Genomic DNA, 16,973 nt, shown 5'->3' with positions numbered 1-16,973 from the left:
GCAAAATTTTAAAAAATGTGTAGATTTTGCAAAATTTGCAAAAAAATATGCAGATTTAATCTGCTACTTAACAAAGTTTGGGCAAAATACTGCCAAACGCTTTGTAAATTTGCAAAATGCTCGCAAGAAAATGCTTGTGAAACAATAGCCTCCAAGGCAATATTTTCTTAGACATTTTGCAGATTTGCATAACCCCCCCACAACCCCCACAATCCATACAAAAGGAAGCCAAAATGGAAAACCGACTTTTTACCATTGCAAGTCTTTTTAGCACTGACCACCACTTCATCATCGCTTTTTACACTATCGTTTGCGCTGTCGTAACCGTGGCAGTAGCAAAACTAGCCACACGCAAAATGAGCGTGATTCCAAACTTTTTGCAAAACCTACACGAAGCCGCTATAAGCGGAATGCTCTATATGGCAAAAGATGTCATCGGCGAGGAAAAAGCACGCAAATACTTTCCACTTGCTGGCACGATAGGATTTTATGTGTTTTATTGCAATATCATCGGTATGATTCCGGGCTTTGAAGCTCCTACTTCTGCTTGGGATTTCACGCTTGTGCTAGCACTGATTGTGTTTTTTTATTATCACTTTGAGGGGATTCGCACACAGGGTGTTATCCACTATTTTGCTCACTTTATGGGACCTGTCAAATGGCTAGCCCCACTTATGTTTCCTATCGAAATCATCTCTCATCTATCTCGTATCATTTCGCTTTCTTTCCGTCTTTTTGGAAATATCAAGGGTGATGATATGTTTTTGCTTGTTATGCTTATGCTTGTGCCATACCTTGTGCCTGTTGTTCCTTTTGCGATTTTGCTTTTTATGGCTGTGTTGCAAGCATTTGTATTTATGATTTTGACTTATGTGTATTTGGCTGGTGCAGTCGTAGTCGATGAGGGGCACGCATAAGCGATACCTTGAAGCAAACTTTTAGTTGATTTAGAGTGTCGATAATGTCTTTTTTTGGGAGTTTTGAAGCATTTTTGCCTAGAATTTTAGAGTTTTTTTGTGGGCTTTTTTTTGGGCTTGGGATTTTGGGTGCGTTTATGGGATATTTGATATTTGATATAGTGTTTGATGAGCCGTTTTTCTCTGCCTTGCTGGCACTTATCGTGTTTTGTGTGTTTGTGTTTTTTGCGCTAGTGGCGAAATCTCTTTGCCTGCTACTAAAGCAAAATCCTCCCAAAACCTAAAAAGATTTATACAAATGTTTGGAATCGGCTTTTTTGAGATTCTCATTATCTTAGTTGTGGCGGTAATTTTTCTAGGACCTGATAAACTGCCACAAGCGATTGTGGATTTTGTAAAGTTTCTTCGTGCGCTAAAAAGAAGCATAAACGAAGCAAAAGACACGCTTGATAAAGAGCTAGAGATAAGCAAACTTGCAAGCGAAGTAGAGGGGATAAAATCTCAATTTGAAACACAGGTGGATTCTATCACAAAAGATATAGATTTGGGAAATCTACAAGAAATCAAAGAGATAAAGCAAGAAATAAACGAGTTAGAGGGCATAAAAGATAGATTCCAAGATGAGTTGGGGGATTTGGGTAGAAATGTGGGGGCTAGTGATTCTCTCTTTGGCGAGTATAGCGCACTACCAAGCACAAAAAAACAGACACCAACAAAAAGCGCAAAATCTACTACAAAATCCACTTCTAAATCCACCACAAACAAATCCACCCCAAAGTCTACTACAAAAACAACCACAAAATCTGTCCCAAAAAATATAGCAAAATCCTCCAAATCTACCACCCAAAAGCCTACCCCAAAAACTACGACAAAAACTAGCATAAGCCAAAATGGTAAATCCACCAAAAAGCCTAGCGCAAAATCAAAAACGATGATAGGGGCGATATAATGCTACACAAAAACCTAGCGCAAAAACAGCCCACCACAAAAACCAACCCTACGATAAGGCCGTGCTAGAATGTTTGAAGATTTAAAGCCCCATATACAGGATTTGCGCAAGCGACTTGTCATCTCCACTGCCACGATTTTGGTGGCGTTTATTGTGTGCTTTAGCTTTTGGAAGTCCATATTTGAGTTTGTAAAATCCCCCATTGAGCGTGCATTTAGTGATAATGTCAAGGGGACTTTGATGCAGCTTACCCCACTAGAGGGTATTTTTTCTGCGATGAGTATTTCATTTTTGGCAGCACTCGTGATTTCTACGCCTATTATTTTTTGGCAGATTTGGCTATTTGTCGCACCGGGATTGTATAAAAAAGAAAAAAAAATCATTTTGCCATTTGTGTTTTTTGGTAGTGCTATGTTTGCGCTAGGTGCAGCATTTGCCTACTATATTGTGTTTCCTTTTATGATTAAGTATATTTTGATGTTTGGAAATGATATGTTTGCGGCAAATATATCTATTGAAAGCTATGTGGGATTTTTTATACGCATTGTGCTTGGGTTTGGTGTGGCATTTGAGCTACCTGTGCTTGCTTACTTTCTCGCACGCGTGGGGCTTATCACTGATGAAAGCCTAAAAAATTTCTTTAAATACGCCGTAGTGCTGATTTTTATCATCGCTGCTATCATCACGCCTCCAGACCCATTCTCACAGCTACTAATGGCAATCCCACTTGTAGGGCTATATGGGCTTGCTATTATCATCGCCTACTTTACCAATCCTGCCCAAAAGCCAAAAAAGCCCGCAAAAAAATCTACCCACAATTTTTCACAAGGCAAAAAAGATTCTGCTAAGACAGATAAAAACTAACAATGCAAAAAATGGATTATTCTAAAAATGGATTCTTACGCGCTACAAAGCTACGAGTATGATTTGCCAAGCGAGCTTATTGCTAGCTACCCTGCTAGTCCAAGAGAGAGTGCAAGGCTACTTATCTATGAGCGAGCGAGCAAAAAAATCACGCACAGCAGTTTTAAGAATCTATTTAAGTTTATCCCGCCTAGCACGACTATTATCCTAAATGATACGCGTGTGCTAAAAGCTAGAATCTATGGCACAAGGCTAGGCAAAATCCCTGCCCAAAATCCACTCTCTAAAAACGATAAAGCAAACAATAAAACACAAGATAAATCACAAAATCAATCAAGTGGTGGAAAAAGAGAAATTCTCTTTCATCGCTTTATCAGCAAAGATGAGGTTTTGCAAGAAGTATCACAAGATAAAAATCTAGCAGAGATTTTGTCGCAATCTCAAGTGGATTTTTGCGCGCTATGTCAGACAAAAGGCAAGCTAAAAAATGGCGACATAATCGCCCTAGAAAATGGCTATGAAGCTAGGGTGCTTGCCACACTTCCAAGTGGCTATAAAGTCATCGCGTTTTTTTGCCAGCAAAAGCAATGCACTCAATATGAAATCATAAAAATGCTAGAAACTATCGGGCATATCCCACTGCCTCCCTACATAAAGCGCGAGGATAGCCCACTAGATGAGAGTCAATACCAAACCGTATTTGCCACACAAAATGGTTCTATCGCTGCTCCTACGGCTTCGCTACATTTCTCAAAATCTATGCTTAAAGAGCTGTGTTTGCGCTTCTCTACTGCCACACTTACACTTCATATAGGCGCGGGGACATTTGCCCCTGTGGTGAGTGAGGATATTCGCCTGCATAAAATGCACAAAGAATGGCTAAGTATCCCACCAAAGACGCAAGAAGCGATAAAAAATGCTAGTAAGATTTTGTGTGTGGGGAGCTCATCTATGCGTAGTGTGGAATGCTATGCAAGGGCTTTGACAAATGCGCTAAATATCACACAAAAGGAAGTTGCACAAAAATCCGCACAAAATGAGCAAAAATCACAACATTTATCAAGCGATTTCACAAATGACTTTGCAAGCGAAGTTGCAAGTGATTTTGCATTAGATTTCACAAGCGATTTTCAAATGCAGTGCGATATATTTTTGCACCCACAAAATCCACCTATAAAGACGGATTTTTTGCTTACTAATTTTCATCTGCCAAAATCCACCCTCATAATGCTTGTAGCCTCTATGGTGGGACTAGATGAGTGGCGCAAAATCTATAATGAAGCAATAGCGCAAAAATATCGATTCTACTCCTATGGCGATGCGATGCTGATTTTGTAAAGCCACAAGTCTAGCAAGGCTAATAGATTTTTATCCGCACAATAAAATCAAAAAAAGTAATAAAAATGCAAAAATTAAAAAAACTCCTAGAATCCGCCCCGCAGATTTTGCAAGACACCACGCAAGAGTGCGCCTTAGAGAGGGCAAAAGATTTTTGTCAAAATCTGCTTGTGTGGAATGCCACGCACAATCTTAGTGGGGCAAAGCAAGCCGCCCAAGTGGAGGAAAATATCATTGATTCGCTTCTGCCTCTTGCGTTTATCTTGCCTTTTTCTAGCTGTCTAGATGTGGGCTCTGGAGCGGGGTTTCCTGCGCTTGTTATGGCACTAGCGCGTCCAAAAGTGGATTTTCATCTATGTGAGCCACGCGCAAAAAGGGTTGCTTTTCTTTCATTTATCGCTACAAAGCTAGGGCTAGAAAATCTCCATATCCACAAAACTCGCATACAATCTCTAGTAGCTACGCAAGAGAATCTAGCAAAATCTAGCGCAAAAAAAGCGCGAGATTTTGAGCTTATCACTTCGCGAGCACTTATGGATAGTAAATCTCTCATTTTAGCCACACAAGAGATTTTAGAGCCAAATGGGCATTGGCTATTTTTCAAAGGCTCACAAAGTGGCGATTTTAGCGATTTTGCATATCATACACTTAGGGTTTGTGCTAGAGATTTGGCAAAAAATTTAGATTTTGGCTGTGCAAATAGCTATAATAGCGAGCGGGTTTATCTCTATATTTCAAAAAATCTCAACTAACATAAGGAAAAAAATGTTAAAAGGTTTAATTATTGTAGGGCTTTTTGCTCTGCTTGTGGGGTTTGTGATAAATGCTATACGAAAGGCACTAGGGCATTTTAGCTCAAGCAATCAAGCAAGAAACTATGCAGAGCATAAAGCACAAAATGAAACACAAAATCAAATGATACCCTGCAAGCAATGCGGGACATACATAGATACACAAGATAGCTTTAGCCACAGGGGAGTGCATTTTTGCTCCAAAGAGTGCTTAGAGCTATCACTAAGCCAAAAGTAAGGTAGCTTATGATACTCATAGGACACCCACATATCCCAAGCGAAACTTTTAGACATATCACTTCGCTAAGTGATTTGGAGCGGGATTTGCGCTTAAGTGAGGGCGATGAAGCGCGGAGCACACGGGGTAGGGTTTTTTGGTTTGGTGCTAGTGAGGATAGAGAATTTGCCTTAAGTAAATTTTGTGCTAGTAATAAAATAGATTTTGCCGTGATGATAGGAAATATCAAGGAGTGCATTTTAAGTGCGCAATATATGCCAAAATACTTAATAGTTGATTTTAGGGTGGTGGATTTTAGTTTGCTTAGTTTGGAAAATCCTAAGGAAGCGGGTTTGCAGGATTTAAGAGCTAGTGAAAAAGATTTGGAAGCTAGTGGGGAAGATTTGAGAGTGAGTGAGTTTGGCTTAGGAAAGGATTGTAGCCCCTCACATAGCCTAGCAAAAGTTTGCCAAAATATTGCAGATTCTTATCTTTTTGATTCTAAGATTTTGGCTGTTATTCAAAGTGAGCAAGAGATAGAATCCCTAGCGTTATCTCACATTGATGGGGCAATATTTTTAGACGCACTGCAACCCAAATAAACCCACCAAAAACTTGCACCAAAATTTTATTAGCAAAAATCAGGCAAAGCCAAGCTCCAAGCAACGCTAAGCAAGCCCAAAATCTAAAAAAATAATAAAAGGTGATTCTTACGCATTTATGGCACAAAAAGCAAAATTCTCTCCCTATCAAATCCCACTCATTGATGGTGCTAAGCAGTGGTGTATCGCGCTTTTGTGCCTTGCCTTGCTTTGTTTGGCAAAGATAAGCTATGAATACCACAGCTACACAAACTTACCCTTTGATACGTCACAAGAGATAAAAGCCCAAGTCCTACTCCAATACAAAAAAACCAAACCAGATAAGCCAGATAAACCCTACACCGTGATGAAGCTAGAATCTAGTGGGCATATTTTTTATATCACTTCAAAAGAAAATCTAAAAGACTTGCAAGGGCGATTTGTGCGAGTGTATGGCAAAGTCGATAAAAGGTGTGGCTTTGTGGAGTATTTTAGAAGTTGCTTTTTTATCGCTTTTTCTATCTCTCTAATGCCAAAAAGAGAATTTAGCGCACCACTAAAGCAATACTTTGCCTCCCAGCACCAAAGCCAAATTCAAGCTAGCCTTTTTGGTGCGCTATTTTTTGCTGATAGTTTGGCTAGGCAGTGGAGGGAAATAGCAAACAAGCTAGGGCTAGCTCATATCATCGCTATTAGTGGATTTCATTTGGGTGTGCTTAGTGCGTTTTTGTTTGGGCTTTTTGTGCTGCCATATCGTTTTTTGCAGAATAGATATTTTAGCTATCGCAACGAGTTGTATGACTTGGGTGGAGTGATTTTGCTATTTATGTGTGGCTACTTGGTGTTACTAGATTTTACGCCCTCATTTTTGCGTGCGCTTGTTATGGGGATTTTGGGATTTTTGCTACTTTTTTGGGGGCTAGAGATTGTGAATTTCAAACTTTTGGGCTTGGTGGGTGCTATTTGTGTCGCGCTATTTCCAAGCGCTGCGTTTAATATAGGCTTTATTCTCTCAATGGCAGGGGTGTTTTACATATTTTTGTTCGTTAAGTATTGCCCTAAATTGCCTAGTGTATGGAATTTTGTGTGGTATTGGATGGCGTTTAATGTTGTGATATTTTTTAGCATTACGCCTTTGGTGCATTATTTTTTCCCTTATTTTTCGCCTTATCAGCTCGTTAGCATTCCTGTTAGCTTGGCTTTTGTGGTGGCGTTTCCACTGATGATTGCGCTACATATTTTTGGGCTTGGTGGGGTTTTTGATAAATGGCTAGATATGGTGGTGAATTTGCAGATTCCAAGTATTGATTATTACTTATCACTGCCTCTTATGGCTTGCTATGTGGCTTTGAGTTTTGGCTCGATTTTTTCTAGGAAAATCTACTTTGCAATGCTAGCATTCGCACTGATATTTTGGGTGTATTTGCTTGCTAGATTTGTTAGTGCGACTTAAGCTCTATCGTCTGTAATACCACCTTGGCGGGTTTGATTCTAGCTTAGAGCCTAGAAACATACTGTGTTTTTTGGTGTCTCTGCGGATTTTATCCCCCCATCTGCTAAGTGATTGATTGAATTTACTAGCGTTATAAAACATTTTTGACATATTGCGCACTTTGGATACATTCCACGAGCTAATATCAGCGTTAAAAAATGGATTTCCATCAAACATTGATTCCATATCTACTACCTTGCTTGTATCCCACCGCTCAATCCCCCTAAAATCCTCCCTGCAAGTCAAAAACGCATCATTGCACGCAAACAAAAATCCCATATCAGTGATTTTGCTTGTGTCAATCTCGCTAAGCCTTATGCTCTCATTTTGCACAAGCGATACTAGCTCGCTATGGGAAGTTGGCTTGTATCTAGCAGGCTTTTTGCGCTCTAGTGGAAAGGGTAGCATTTCATCTTCGATGACTTCTGCATAGTATGGGCTAAGCCCTTGTGGGAGGGTAAAGGTGCTTGAGGAAGAGAAAGGATTTAGTAGCATTGCATTTGCTTCATTGGTAGTAGGCTTGGCATAAGAAGAGCTAAAGCTAAATTGACTTAAATCAGCCATTTGCCTTTCTTGTTGCCTCTCTTGCCTCGCATTAGTGCGTCTTTTGGGTTTGTTTTCTCTGATGTGTTGAGAGCGGATTTTGCCAAACGAAGTAGGACGAGTTTTTTTTGACTTTTTAGAATCCTCCGCCATAATTCTTTCAAACTTTTCATAATCAAGTCCGCTCATTTTGCCACACCCGCTAAATATCACTGAAGCAATGAGGGTTAGGCAAAAAAATGCGATAAAAGAAGTTATGTGGGATTGTGTCTTTTTAGATTTTGCAGGTTTTTGGTCGTGCTTTGTGTGAGATTGTGCGTGAGCGCAGATAGTGTGTTTTGGCTGCATTTCCACTCCTTAAGCTAGAATCGCCCTACGATTTGCTATAAGATTTGACATAAGAAATCTTAGGATTTATTTGCATTGCAAGAAATCTTACCATTAGTCTTGCCATTGTAGCAGATTTTTGCGCTTATGCCTCCTCTATTCGTATAATAATAGGCTTAGCAAGCACAACTTCTAGGGCTTCTAGCTCGCACAAGGCATTTTGTATGGCTGATTCTGTCGTGGTGTGTGTAGATAGCAAGATTTTGGCTTTTTGGTTTTTGTCATTGCTTGTGGAGTTTGCGTGGGTTTGACTTTCTTGGCTAGGCTTTTGCAAAAATGTGCTTATTGAGATACGGTTGCGACTAAGCACGGCGGCGATTTTTTCTAGCACGCCATAAGTATCCACAGCCAAAATCCGCACATAATAGCTACTTTGAATCTGCTCTTTTGGGATTATGCTAAGTGGCTGTGAAGTGTGAAATCCTAGCATTTGCCCGCCTTGTGGCATTTTGCCCCTTGCGATTTCGATTAAATCACTTATCACAGAGCTAGCAGTGGCTTCTCCTCCAGCTCCCGCACCATAATACACACTCTCTCCCACACTATCGCCCACCACGGAGATAGCATTCATCACACCATCGACTTTGGCTAGAGGCATTTGGGAGTGTATCATCGCAGGGTGGATTCTAAGCTCAATACTATCGCCACGCTTTTTGGCTATGCCAAGTAGCTTTATGGTGTAGCCAAACTCGCGTGCAAACTCAATATCCTCGCTTGAGAGGGTTTCTATCCCCTCTATTAGAATCTCTTCAGGGCGAGAATCTATCCCATAGGCAAGGCTTGCTAGTATCAAAAGTTTGTGTGCAGCATCTGTGCCGTTTATATCAAGTGTGGGGTCGGCTTCTGCGTAGCCTAGATTTTGGGCTTTTTTAAGTGCGCTAGAGAAGTCCCACCCCTCATTGCACATTTTGCTTAGGATATAGTTGCTAGTGCCATTTAGGATTGCGCGAATGGCTAAGATATGGTTGGCACTTAGTCCGTCTTTTAGGGCTTTTATGATAGGGATTCCTCCGCATACGCTTGCTTCAAAGCCGATAGGGGTTTTTGCCATTTGCTCTAGCTCATAGCGATGATAGGCAAGCATTGCTTTGTTTGCCGTTACGAAAGCCTTGTTTTGGCTTAGGGCGATTTTTGCTATGTTGTAGGCTTTTTCTACCCCGCCCATAAGCTCGACAATGACATCGATTTCATTATCATATAGCACTTCATCTGCGTTTTGACTAAGTGGGATAATGGCGTTTTTGTGCTTTTTTATATCTCGCACGATTCCTTTTTTTACTACGATTTCTACGCCTGTGCGGGCGGTGATGATGTCTTTGTTTTGTTGCAAGATTTTGGCTACCGCGCTACCTACCACGCCCACGCCGATAAGCCCGATTTTAAGCTGTTTTTGCATTTATGCCCTTTAGTTCTAGGATAAAAAACTCCATTACTGCCATTCGCACAGCCACGCCATTGCGGACTTGCTTTAGCACTTTACAGCGAGAATCTTTTAGTAGTTCATCTTCTATGTCTATGTTGTGATGCACGGGGCCGGGGTGCATTATGACTATGTCTTTGTCGCCTACTAGATTTCGTGTGAGGCAAAAATCGTGCGCGTAGTCCTTTAGCGAGCCGTAATTTTGCTTGCTATGTCGCTCTGTCTGCGTGCGCAAAGAAATGATAGCATCTAAGTCTTGCAGTGCTTCTTTTAGGTTGTGCGTGCTTTTTAGGTTGTGATTGCCTAGAAAATGAGGTGGTGCGATAAGTGTCAAATCCACTCCATAGCGACTTAGTAGCTCGATATTACTATTTGCTACGCGAGAGGATTTTATATCGCCTACGATTCCTATTTTTTTGCCCTCTAGATTTTCGCCAAAGCATTGCTTGAGTGTGAGCAAATCAAGCAATGCTTGTGTGGGGTGGGCGTGCGCTCCATCGCCACCATTGATGATAGGGCAAGATACGGATTTTTTTAGATGCACAGGAGCACCAGAGCTTTGATGACGGATAATTATCGCATCGGGGCTCATCGCATTTAGGTTTGCTGCGGTATCGCTTATGGTTTCGCCCTTTGTCGTGGAGGAACGCGAAACATCTAGCCTAGTAACCGCACCGCCTAAGTTTTTTATCGCACACTCAAAGCTACTAAGCGTGCGAGTGGAATTTTCAAAAAAAATGGTGATGATATTTTTGCCAAGCAGTGTTTGTGGTAGTCTATCTTGCGAAGTCGATTCTAAAGTCGCTCTTTTTGTTGCATTTGTCGCGCTAGAATCGCTTGTCAAATTAGAATCACTTGCTCTGCCAAAATCATTTGTCGCACCAAAAGTAGAATCCAAAAACGGCAAAAACTCCCTAGCTCTCGCTAAAATCCGCTCTACTTCGTCTTTGCTTAAATCGTTTGTTTGGATAAGGTGTCGCTGTGGAGAATGCCTATTTTGCGAAGCGCAAAGGCTTTGTGAGGTGCAAAGATTTTGTGAAATGTGTGGTAGGTTTTGCATATTTTTCCTTAGAAGCGTTTGGAATTTTAGGCATTTAAGATTTTTGGTTTGCATAAATTGCTTGGCTTGTTTTTTTGGCGAAGTGTGGCTATAATTTTAGCTTATTTTTAGCAAATATCAAAATCAATGCCAAGCAAAATGTGCCTTAGAAAATAATGCAAAAAATAGCGTGAAAAATAGCATATAAATTTTTGCAAAATCTAGCCACAAACTAGCCAAGTCCAGCCACAAAACCAAAATCTAAGCCCAAAAGCCTAAAAAAATCTAAAGGAAAATCTAATGAAAAATGTTTTTATTCTGCTTTGTCTTTTTGCTTGTGCTTTTTTGTGTAGCTCTTGTACGATTTATCTAAATAGAGATTTTGCACCCCATACACTAGAAGAGAAAAAAATCCAAGCCACAAGGAGTTTTCAAGTCATAAAAGACAATCAAGTCCAAACAATGTTTTTTGCCACTTTATTAAACGATATAGAAAAATCCTTTTATCCAAATCTAATGTATTTTTTCGTAGAAATCACTGATGCAAACCACGAGAAAATCAATCTAGCGAGATTTTCATTTCTTTTGCAGGACAAAAAAGGGCAAAAGCATACCCCACACTACATAAAAGAACTCTCAAAAGATGAGTTTGATGAAATCATTAGCCCACTAAATAGGTGGTCGCAATGCTATCTAATCGCTTTTGAAAAATCAAGCCAAATCGATGAAAAAAATGTCCAACTGCAAGTGCTTGTCGATGATGAGCCATACAAGCTAGATTTTAGCTTTCATATTTTGCCTTTTTCGATTATTTGATTATCTATGGAAATTGAGCGATGAGGCTAGATATTGCACTAGTAAAGGGAGGGATTTTTGATAGTCGTCAAAAGGCTAGTGAAGCCATAAAAGCGGGATTTGTCCGCTTAGATAACTCTACTATAACAAAGCCAGCGTTTATCGTGGATAAGGATTTGGATTTGTCTTCTCACTTGGTGCTAGCAAAGGGTAGCGCGTATGTCTCAAGAGCGGCTTTTAAGCTAAAGGGATTTTTGGAGGATTTGGGGGTGGATAGCGACTTTGGCGCAGGAAAGGTGGCGGTGGATATAGGTGCTTCGCGTGGGGGGTTTAGCCAGATTTTGCTAGAGTTTGGGTTTAGCCGTGTGGTGTGCGTAGATGTGGGTAGCAATCAGCTTCATAGCAAGCTAAAATCACACCCTTGTGTAGAGGCGTTTGAAAACTGCGATGTGAGGGAGTTTGCCAAGCGATATGAAGTCAAATGTAATGAGGGGCGATATGATGGACAAAATCCTAAGCAATGTGCCAAGCAAGAATCAAAAAGGCAAAGCCTAGATTTTGTGGCAAATAAAACAACGCAAAGAAATCTAACGCCACCAAAACCAATACTGCCAAAATCAGCATCACAACCACAACTAGCACCAAAACCAACGCCGCTATCACTGCCGACACCACTTACACCGCCAAAATCAACTAAGCCATTTGATTTGCTTGTGTGTGATGTCAGCTTCATTGGGCTAGAGAAGATTTTTGATTCATTGGAGGTTTTGAGCGATGAGATGATATTGCTATATAAGCCACAATTTGAAGTAGGCATACAAGCAAAGCGCAACAAAAAAGGCGTGCTAAAAGAGCAAAATCTCATTGAAAAAAATCTAGCAGGATTTAGAGAAATGCTGATACAAAGGGGTTTTTGCATAAGGCATAGTGCCAAATCTCATATCAAAGGAAAGCAAGGCAATGCAGAATTTTTTGTCCATATCCAAAGATAATTCTATCTCAAGCATTGCTATCGGGAAGTTTGATGGCTTGCACTTAGGACACCAAAAGCTACTTAGCACGCTTATAGATTTTGCTTCGTCTGCTAAAGAGGAGTGCGCTACTATCATCATAGATACACACTCTAGCGAGTATCTAACCTCGCTATATGATAGGTATGAGCGACTATCTAGGATGGTTGGCAATGTGTTTGTGCTTGATTTGGATAGTGTGCGTGAGCTAAGCGGTGGGGAGTTTGTGGCGTTGATGCAAAACCTACTGCCAAATCTTAGGCATATCGTGGTGGGCTATGATTTTGCTTTTGGCAAAAATCGCGCTTTTGGTGCGGAGGATTTGCAAAAGCTATTTGGAGGAAAATCTCTTGCAAGAGTGCCAAAAATCACTATCGTGCCAAAGGTAAGCCACAATGAGATTCCACTGCATTCTAGCGTGATAAAGGATTTGATAATGCACGGAGACATCGCCATAGCAAATGCGATGCTAGGGTGGTGCTACAAACTAAAATGCAAAACCACAAAAGGGCAAGGCATAGGCTCTAAAGAGCTTTTCCCCACGATAAACGCGCTCACAAATGGCTATGTCCTGCCCTCAAATGGCGTGTATGCTACTCGCACAAATGGCGCAAACTCTGTGAGCTTCATAGGGCAAAGGCTTAGCACAGATGGGTGCTTTGCTATTGAAAGTCATATATTGGGGGACTTTGCAGAATTTTTGCAAGATAAGGACTACAAAGAGGGTGCAATAGAAATAGAATTTGTCCAAAAACTGCGCGAGAATCGGCACTTTGACACGCTTGACTTGCTAAAGTCTCAAATCAAAAAAGACATATCAAATGCAAAAAAGATACTTGATAAGGGATTTTAGTGGAGGGTTTTGGTAGAAGTTTGGTGAATTGTTTTGGCGAAGTTTTGGCACTCTTTGATAAGAGTGTTTGATAAGTTTTGACAAATCTCAAAATGGTGGTGTTTTGGCTTTTTAAAAACCCCCTCCCTTTGCGGAGGGGGTTTGGGGGTGGGTATCTTTTGCATTAGTAAAAACGCGGAAAAATTCGTCATTGCACACTGATTTTGCATTGTGTGTCAATTTTTCGGCATTGCGAGAATTTACTAAAGAAACTTCACTTCGTTTGTTTTGCGTAGCAAATTCGTGGCAATCCAAATAAAACATTAGGGCAGAGAATGGATTGCCACGCAAGTCTTGCGACTCACTCGCAATGACTATTGGGCGTGGATTACTAAAAAACTTCGGCTTCATTTTGGATTACCACGAATTTGGAATCGTTAAGATTCCAAATTCGTGGCAATCCAAAATGAAGCCTTAAATCCCTAAAATCTAAAACCTAATCTACCCCCAGCTTATCAAATGGTAAGTCTATCAATATACCCACCCCCTAGCCCCCTCCGCAAGGGAGGGGGAATTTTGAGATTCCTACTTGTAAAGGAGGGGGAATTATTATAGTGTTGCCTATCAAAAATGGTGTTACTTACCAAAAAAGTCCCTCCCCGTAGCAGAGGGATTTAGGGAGGGGTGCTTTACAAAACTGAAAAGCCTGTTTTTGTCATATTGAGGTTTCGCAAGAAACCGAAATATCTCTACTTGATTTTGCATTGTTTGCAGAATCTTTTGAGACACTTCGAGCTACGCCCTTAGTATGACAAGCCCACTTACCCATCGATATAGTAGACTTTCTTCTTAGACTTCTTAGACTTTTTAGACTTAGAAGATTTCTTGCCTTTTTTGCTCTTTTTGCCCTCTGCGATTGAGCGAGATACAGCGTTTCCGTCTTTGTCTGTTACATAGTCAGAGCCACCGAACCAATAAGCATACTTGAAGTTCAAAGTCGTGGTAACGCCATTAAACCAATCATCTGTTTTGACATTGTATTGGTCTTTGCTAAAGGTGCTAGCATAGAAAAGTCCATCATAGCCAAAGCTTAGCTCGTGGTTTTTCTTTACCATCCAGATAAAGTCAAATGCTAGATTTCCATACACAGCAGGGAGTGTGATAGAATTTGTAGCATTCTCCTCCCCACCGTATTTGCTACCACCAGCGATATTATCTCTATGTGCTTTAAGCGTAACGGTTACATCTTGCTTATTTAGCATATTATACTTTAGCCCTACTTTTAGGTTTGTGCGGAATGTATTGCCCCACATTTTATAGTAGCGCACACTAGCACCTAATTGAGGCAAATGCCAATAAAACGCATTATAAAACTCATCGTTTCCGGGAGTCATTGCACTGCCGACATATACTTGCTCTTTTAGCGTTTTTGCTGCGAGAGTGGATAGCATATCATAGCTTAGGCTTATTTCAGGGCTTACATAGCTGTTGCGCTTGAATTGATAAAATGTAAGCCCACCAGAGACTTCTGCACCGATATTCCACATTAGTGGCAAGCTCACACCTTTGGTATCACTCTCTAGCTTTAGTCTGCTACCACTACCAAAATCTACTCGTGGTAAATCCACTCCACCTCTCACATTTGCTTTGATAAAGCCTTCCCATAGCTTAGAAGTGATAGCAAAGGTTTTGAAGTAGTTTAGCCCTGCTTGGATAGAGTTGCTTTGTATGCCTGTATCCGCACCAGCTGTTTGTGTTTTTGTGTTTGCAAACTCATATCCTAGATAGCCGCCAAAGATTCCAGCTGCCCTTAGGTTTCTTTGCACGCCAAATATCGCACCACCAGCGTATTCTTGTGTCTCTGCTTGTGCTAGATAGCCATAAGTATAGCTAGCATAGGGCAGTGCAAAGAAACGCCAATCTCGCCTACCTGTATAAGGGATAAAGATAGCATCTAGTTGGTCTATGACTTCAAAGTTGTTATAGCCCTTATCTAGATTTTGCCCTTTAGACTGCTCCAAAGTCAGCTTTGCCATTTTTTCACGCACTTTATCGACTTTGCTTTGATTTTTGCGTGTGGTTTTTGAGAATTTGGAAGAGCGATTTGTAAGGCGAGACAAGTCATATTGCAATAGACGCAATTCTACTTCTTGATTGTAATACCTATCGCTATGGAATGTCTTAGTTGTCATTGTGTTTAGGATATTTTGTGTCATAGCGTTTCGGCGCATATTGCTCATCGCTAGTGAGCGATACATACTCGCACCATAAGTCGTAGAAGCATCCGCTACGATGATAAATCCTTGCCTACCACCACTTGTAACGAGGTTCATATTAAATCCAGAGCCAGCTCTTACTTCATTTGTAGTGAGGTTAAAGCTATTGCTACCACCTTGTATCAAATCATTGAAGTAGTAGACTTTATTTGCTGTTACTGTATCGCCCGGCTTTCTAGTTACAGTGATACCAGCTGTGGCTACACCTACTAGGGTGTTATTTCCTACTTTGATTTGTCCTTGCCCATTTGTTAGGGTAGTGTTTGTGGTGTTTCCTAGCTGAAGTGAGTAGCTTAGGATATTTAGCGTGCCGATAGTAGAGCTAGAGAAGTCTGTATCTGCGATAGAGGCAGAGCCTACTTGGTTTCTAGCACCTAGATTTAGCGTGCCGATAGTGCCAGAGCCAGCTAGCTTTGCACCGATGACAGAGCCTCCGTCTATGGTAAGTGTGTTTAGGTTGCTACTGAGATTTAGGCTACCGATATTTGAGGCAGAGCCTATACTCATATTATATGCAGTATTTGCCGCAGAGGTAGTAATCGTGCCGATATTTGAGCTATTGATAGTGATATTTCTACTGACATTGCCTCGCACTTCTAGCTCTTTTATGTTTGAGTTTTGTGAATTTATCTCAAACAATGGGACACTAGAACTACTATCTGATTTATTTGTTAAAGAAAAAGTCGCGCCACTTGCGTTTAGATTTCTGAAAAATATTCCCTGATAGACATAGTTTTTCTCCCATTGTCGCTCGGGACGAGTTACATTACTCATAAACCTTTCTTTAGAAAATTCGGCTGATATTGTGTCTGTCCCACTGATATTGCCTGTTAGATACCACCTTGTTTCGCGGTAGTAGCCATTGTTATTATATGCTGTTTTTTGCATATAACTTTTCATTTGAGCGGCAGTCAAGTTAGAACAGTCGATTCGGTTGAATCGTCCTATGTTGTTACTATCTGCATCGCCTTGAGCCCAGTCTAGGCTCCATCTACAATCAGCTGCTAGGCTTGTGAGTGCTGCACTAACGATAATGCTAGCAGTGGCTAGAGATAGTGCTAGGCGTTTGGACTTACTTGGGGTGTGCGCGGATTTTGGTTGAGATATTTCGCTACGCTCAATATGACAAATACTTTGAGTGCTTATGACATTGTCATATTGAGGTTTCGTAGAAACCGAAATATCTCTGCTTTGTTTTTGAGATACTTCGGCTAAAGCCTCAGTATGACAAATGCTTTGAGTGCTTATGACATTGTCATATTGAGGTTTCGTAGAAACCGAAATATCCAAAGGATTTTGCAGAGTTGCGTTTGCATTTTTGGATACTTCGCTTCGCTCAGTATGACAAGAAGTTGTAGTATGGCAATTTAAGCGTGAGCTACTCTCTCTCTCTCTCTCTCTCTCGTTTATAGCGTTAATCGCATTGAAATTTGCTTTTTTCATTTTGCATCTCCTTTCGTGTAAAATCTCGCTTTTTTAGATTTTGGTTTGGCGAGATTACTTTGTCAAATGAAAAAGTAAA

At 40.7% G+C, this 16,973-nt stretch carries 17 protein-coding genes and 1 pseudogene; 12 read left to right on the top strand and 6 right to left on the bottom strand.

Annotated features, from left to right (window positions below; all coding sequences use genetic code 11):
• Nucleotides 1-233: 233 nt before the first annotated feature.
• From CQA40_RS06620 to CQA40_RS06580, 9 genes and pseudogenes are all read left to right on the top strand, one after another.
• The gene (locus tag CQA40_RS06620; RefSeq protein ID WP_023928116.1) at nt 234-917 is read left to right on the top strand and encodes a F0F1 ATP synthase subunit A; all 684 of its coding nucleotides are present in this window, start codon (nt 234-236) and stop codon (nt 915-917) included.
• 44 nt (nt 918-961) lie between these two features.
• A complete protein-coding gene (locus tag CQA40_RS06615) occupies nt 962-1,201 on the top strand; it encodes a hypothetical protein (RefSeq protein ID WP_023928115.1) in 240 nt (79 codons plus the stop codon).
• Nucleotides 1,202-1,215: 14 nt separating this feature from the next.
• Nucleotides 1,216-1,384 (top strand): annotated as a pseudogene (gene tatB, locus CQA40_RS11855) (Sec-independent protein translocase protein TatB); the annotation flags it as partial.
• Nucleotides 1,385-1,935: 551 nt separating this feature from the next.
• Nucleotides 1,936-2,730, top strand: a complete 795-nt coding sequence (gene tatC / locus CQA40_RS06605; RefSeq protein WP_115520116.1) for a twin-arginine translocase subunit TatC — start codon at nt 1,936-1,938, stop codon at nt 2,728-2,730.
• A 27-nt stretch (nt 2,731-2,757) separates the two neighbouring features.
• Nucleotides 2,758-4,068 (top strand): S-adenosylmethionine:tRNA ribosyltransferase-isomerase, encoded by a 1,311-nt coding sequence (locus CQA40_RS06600; protein WP_115520115.1) that lies wholly within the window; start codon nt 2,758-2,760, stop codon nt 4,066-4,068.
• A gap of 65 nt (nt 4,069-4,133) precedes the next feature.
• On the top strand, nt 4,134-4,820 hold the full coding sequence (rsmG, locus tag CQA40_RS06595) for a 16S rRNA (guanine(527)-N(7))-methyltransferase RsmG (RefSeq protein WP_115520114.1): 687 nt from the start codon (nt 4,134-4,136) through the stop codon (nt 4,818-4,820).
• Between the two features lie 13 nt (nt 4,821-4,833).
• The gene (locus CQA40_RS06590) at nt 4,834-5,097 is read left to right on the top strand and encodes a PP0621 family protein (RefSeq protein WP_115520113.1); all 264 of its coding nucleotides are present in this window, start codon (nt 4,834-4,836) and stop codon (nt 5,095-5,097) included.
• Between the two features lie 8 nt (nt 5,098-5,105).
• Nucleotides 5,106-5,678, top strand: a complete 573-nt coding sequence (locus CQA40_RS06585; RefSeq protein ID WP_115520112.1) for a hypothetical protein — start codon at nt 5,106-5,108, stop codon at nt 5,676-5,678.
• Nucleotides 5,679-5,796: 118 nt separating this feature from the next.
• Nucleotides 5,797-7,110 (top strand): ComEC/Rec2 family competence protein, encoded by a 1,314-nt coding sequence (locus CQA40_RS06580; RefSeq protein WP_115520111.1) that lies wholly within the window; start codon nt 5,797-5,799, stop codon nt 7,108-7,110.
• 3 nt (nt 7,111-7,113) lie between these two features.
• Here CQA40_RS06580 and CQA40_RS06575 read toward each other — a convergent pair whose 3' ends face one another.
• The 3 genes from CQA40_RS06575 to CQA40_RS06565 all read right to left on the bottom strand — a co-directional run bounded on the left by CQA40_RS06575 (nt 7,114) and on the right by CQA40_RS06565 (nt 10,559).
• Nucleotides 7,114-8,040 (bottom strand): BspA family leucine-rich repeat surface protein, encoded by a 927-nt coding sequence (locus CQA40_RS06575; protein ID WP_115520110.1) that lies wholly within the window; start codon nt 8,038-8,040, stop codon nt 7,114-7,116.
• A gap of 124 nt (nt 8,041-8,164) precedes the next feature.
• Nucleotides 8,165-9,475: a homoserine dehydrogenase gene (locus tag CQA40_RS06570; RefSeq protein ID WP_115520109.1), complete on the bottom strand. Its 1,311-nt coding sequence runs from the start codon at nt 9,473-9,475 to the stop codon at nt 8,165-8,167.
• Complete coding sequence (locus CQA40_RS06565) at nt 9,459-10,559, bottom strand: aspartate carbamoyltransferase catalytic subunit (RefSeq protein WP_115520108.1); 1,101 nt, start codon at nt 10,557-10,559, stop codon at nt 9,459-9,461. Before CQA40_RS06565 ends, CQA40_RS06570 begins: the two co-directional genes overlap by 17 nt.
• 279 nt (nt 10,560-10,838) lie before the next feature.
• Here CQA40_RS06565 and CQA40_RS06560 point away from each other — a divergent pair, with 279 nt between their 5' ends.
• Genes CQA40_RS06560 through CQA40_RS06550 form a run of 3 tightly spaced genes read left to right on the top strand, consistent with a single transcriptional unit; the run spans nt 10,839 to nt 13,196 of the window.
• Nucleotides 10,839-11,354 (top strand): hypothetical protein, encoded by a 516-nt coding sequence (locus CQA40_RS06560; protein WP_115520107.1) that lies wholly within the window; start codon nt 10,839-10,841, stop codon nt 11,352-11,354.
• Between the two features lie 20 nt (nt 11,355-11,374).
• Nucleotides 11,375-12,325: a TlyA family RNA methyltransferase gene (locus CQA40_RS06555; RefSeq protein ID WP_115520106.1), complete on the top strand. Its 951-nt coding sequence runs from the start codon at nt 11,375-11,377 to the stop codon at nt 12,323-12,325.
• On the top strand, nt 12,294-13,196 hold the full coding sequence (locus CQA40_RS06550; protein ID WP_115520105.1) for a bifunctional riboflavin kinase/FAD synthetase: 903 nt from the start codon (nt 12,294-12,296) through the stop codon (nt 13,194-13,196). Before CQA40_RS06555 ends, CQA40_RS06550 begins: the two co-directional genes overlap by 32 nt.
• Nucleotides 13,197-13,307: 111 nt before the next feature.
• Here the strand turns inward: CQA40_RS06550 and CQA40_RS06545 are convergent, their stop codons facing one another.
• The 3 genes from CQA40_RS06545 to CQA40_RS06540 all read right to left on the bottom strand — a co-directional run bounded on the left by CQA40_RS06545 (nt 13,308) and on the right by CQA40_RS06540 (nt 16,894).
• Nucleotides 13,308-13,586 carry a hypothetical protein gene (locus CQA40_RS06545; RefSeq protein WP_115520104.1) on the bottom strand — a complete coding sequence of 93 codons (279 nt, stop codon included), beginning with the start codon at nt 13,584-13,586 and terminating at the stop codon, nt 13,308-13,310.
• A gap of 225 nt (nt 13,587-13,811) precedes the next feature.
• Nucleotides 13,812-13,940: a hypothetical protein gene (locus CQA40_RS11610; protein ID WP_258864485.1), complete on the bottom strand. Its 129-nt coding sequence runs from the start codon at nt 13,938-13,940 to the stop codon at nt 13,812-13,814.
• A 56-nt stretch (nt 13,941-13,996) separates the two neighbouring features.
• A complete protein-coding gene (locus CQA40_RS06540) occupies nt 13,997-16,894 on the bottom strand; it encodes a hypothetical protein (protein WP_115520103.1) in 2,898 nt (965 codons plus the stop codon).
• Nucleotides 16,895-16,973: the final 79 nt, after the last annotated feature.

Origin of the sequence: Helicobacter sp. MIT 01-3238, from assembly GCF_003364135.1 — a bacterium.
Lineage (GTDB): Bacteria > Campylobacterota > Campylobacteria > Campylobacterales > Helicobacteraceae > Helicobacter_B.
Note: the sequence above shows the minus strand (reverse complement) of the source record. Positions and strands in the feature narration are given on the sequence as shown.

Excerpts from the sequence above, each read along its gene's own strand:
- CQA40_RS06620 (WP_023928116.1), top strand. The coding sequence starts at position 234 with ATGGAAAACCGACTTTTTACCATTGCAAGTCTTTTTAGCACTGACCAC.
- CQA40_RS06615 (WP_023928115.1), top strand. The coding sequence starts at position 962 with ATGTCTTTTTTTGGGAGTTTTGAAGCATTTTTGCCTAGAATTTTAGAG.
- tatC (WP_115520116.1), top strand. The coding sequence starts at position 1,936 with ATGTTTGAAGATTTAAAGCCCCATATACAGGATTTGCGCAAGCGACTT.
- CQA40_RS06600 (WP_115520115.1), top strand. The coding sequence starts at position 2,758 with ATGGATTCTTACGCGCTACAAAGCTACGAGTATGATTTGCCAAGCGAG.
- rsmG (WP_115520114.1), top strand. The coding sequence starts at position 4,134 with ATGCAAAAATTAAAAAAACTCCTAGAATCCGCCCCGCAGATTTTGCAA.
- CQA40_RS06590 (WP_115520113.1), top strand. The coding sequence starts at position 4,834 with ATGTTAAAAGGTTTAATTATTGTAGGGCTTTTTGCTCTGCTTGTGGGG.
- CQA40_RS06585 (WP_115520112.1), top strand. The coding sequence starts at position 5,106 with ATGATACTCATAGGACACCCACATATCCCAAGCGAAACTTTTAGACAT.
- CQA40_RS06580 (WP_115520111.1), top strand. The coding sequence starts at position 5,797 with ATGGCACAAAAAGCAAAATTCTCTCCCTATCAAATCCCACTCATTGAT.
- CQA40_RS06575 (WP_115520110.1), bottom strand. The coding sequence starts at position 8,040 with ATGCAGCCAAAACACACTATCTGCGCTCACGCACAATCTCACACAAAG.
- CQA40_RS06570 (WP_115520109.1), bottom strand. The coding sequence starts at position 9,475 with ATGCAAAAACAGCTTAAAATCGGGCTTATCGGCGTGGGCGTGGTAGGT.
- CQA40_RS06565 (WP_115520108.1), bottom strand. The coding sequence starts at position 10,559 with ATGCAAAACCTACCACACATTTCACAAAATCTTTGCACCTCACAAAGC.
- CQA40_RS06560 (WP_115520107.1), top strand. The coding sequence starts at position 10,839 with ATGAAAAATGTTTTTATTCTGCTTTGTCTTTTTGCTTGTGCTTTTTTG.
- CQA40_RS06555 (WP_115520106.1), top strand. The coding sequence starts at position 11,375 with ATGAGGCTAGATATTGCACTAGTAAAGGGAGGGATTTTTGATAGTCGT.
- CQA40_RS06550 (WP_115520105.1), top strand. The coding sequence starts at position 12,294 with ATGCAGAATTTTTTGTCCATATCCAAAGATAATTCTATCTCAAGCATT.
- CQA40_RS06545 (WP_115520104.1), bottom strand. The coding sequence starts at position 13,586 with ATGAAGCCGAAGTTTTTTAGTAATCCACGCCCAATAGTCATTGCGAGT.
- CQA40_RS11610 (WP_258864485.1), bottom strand. The coding sequence starts at position 13,940 with ATGCAAAATCAAGTAGAGATATTTCGGTTTCTTGCGAAACCTCAATAT.
- CQA40_RS06540 (WP_115520103.1), bottom strand. The coding sequence starts at position 16,894 with ATGAAAAAAGCAAATTTCAATGCGATTAACGCTATAAACGAGAGAGAG.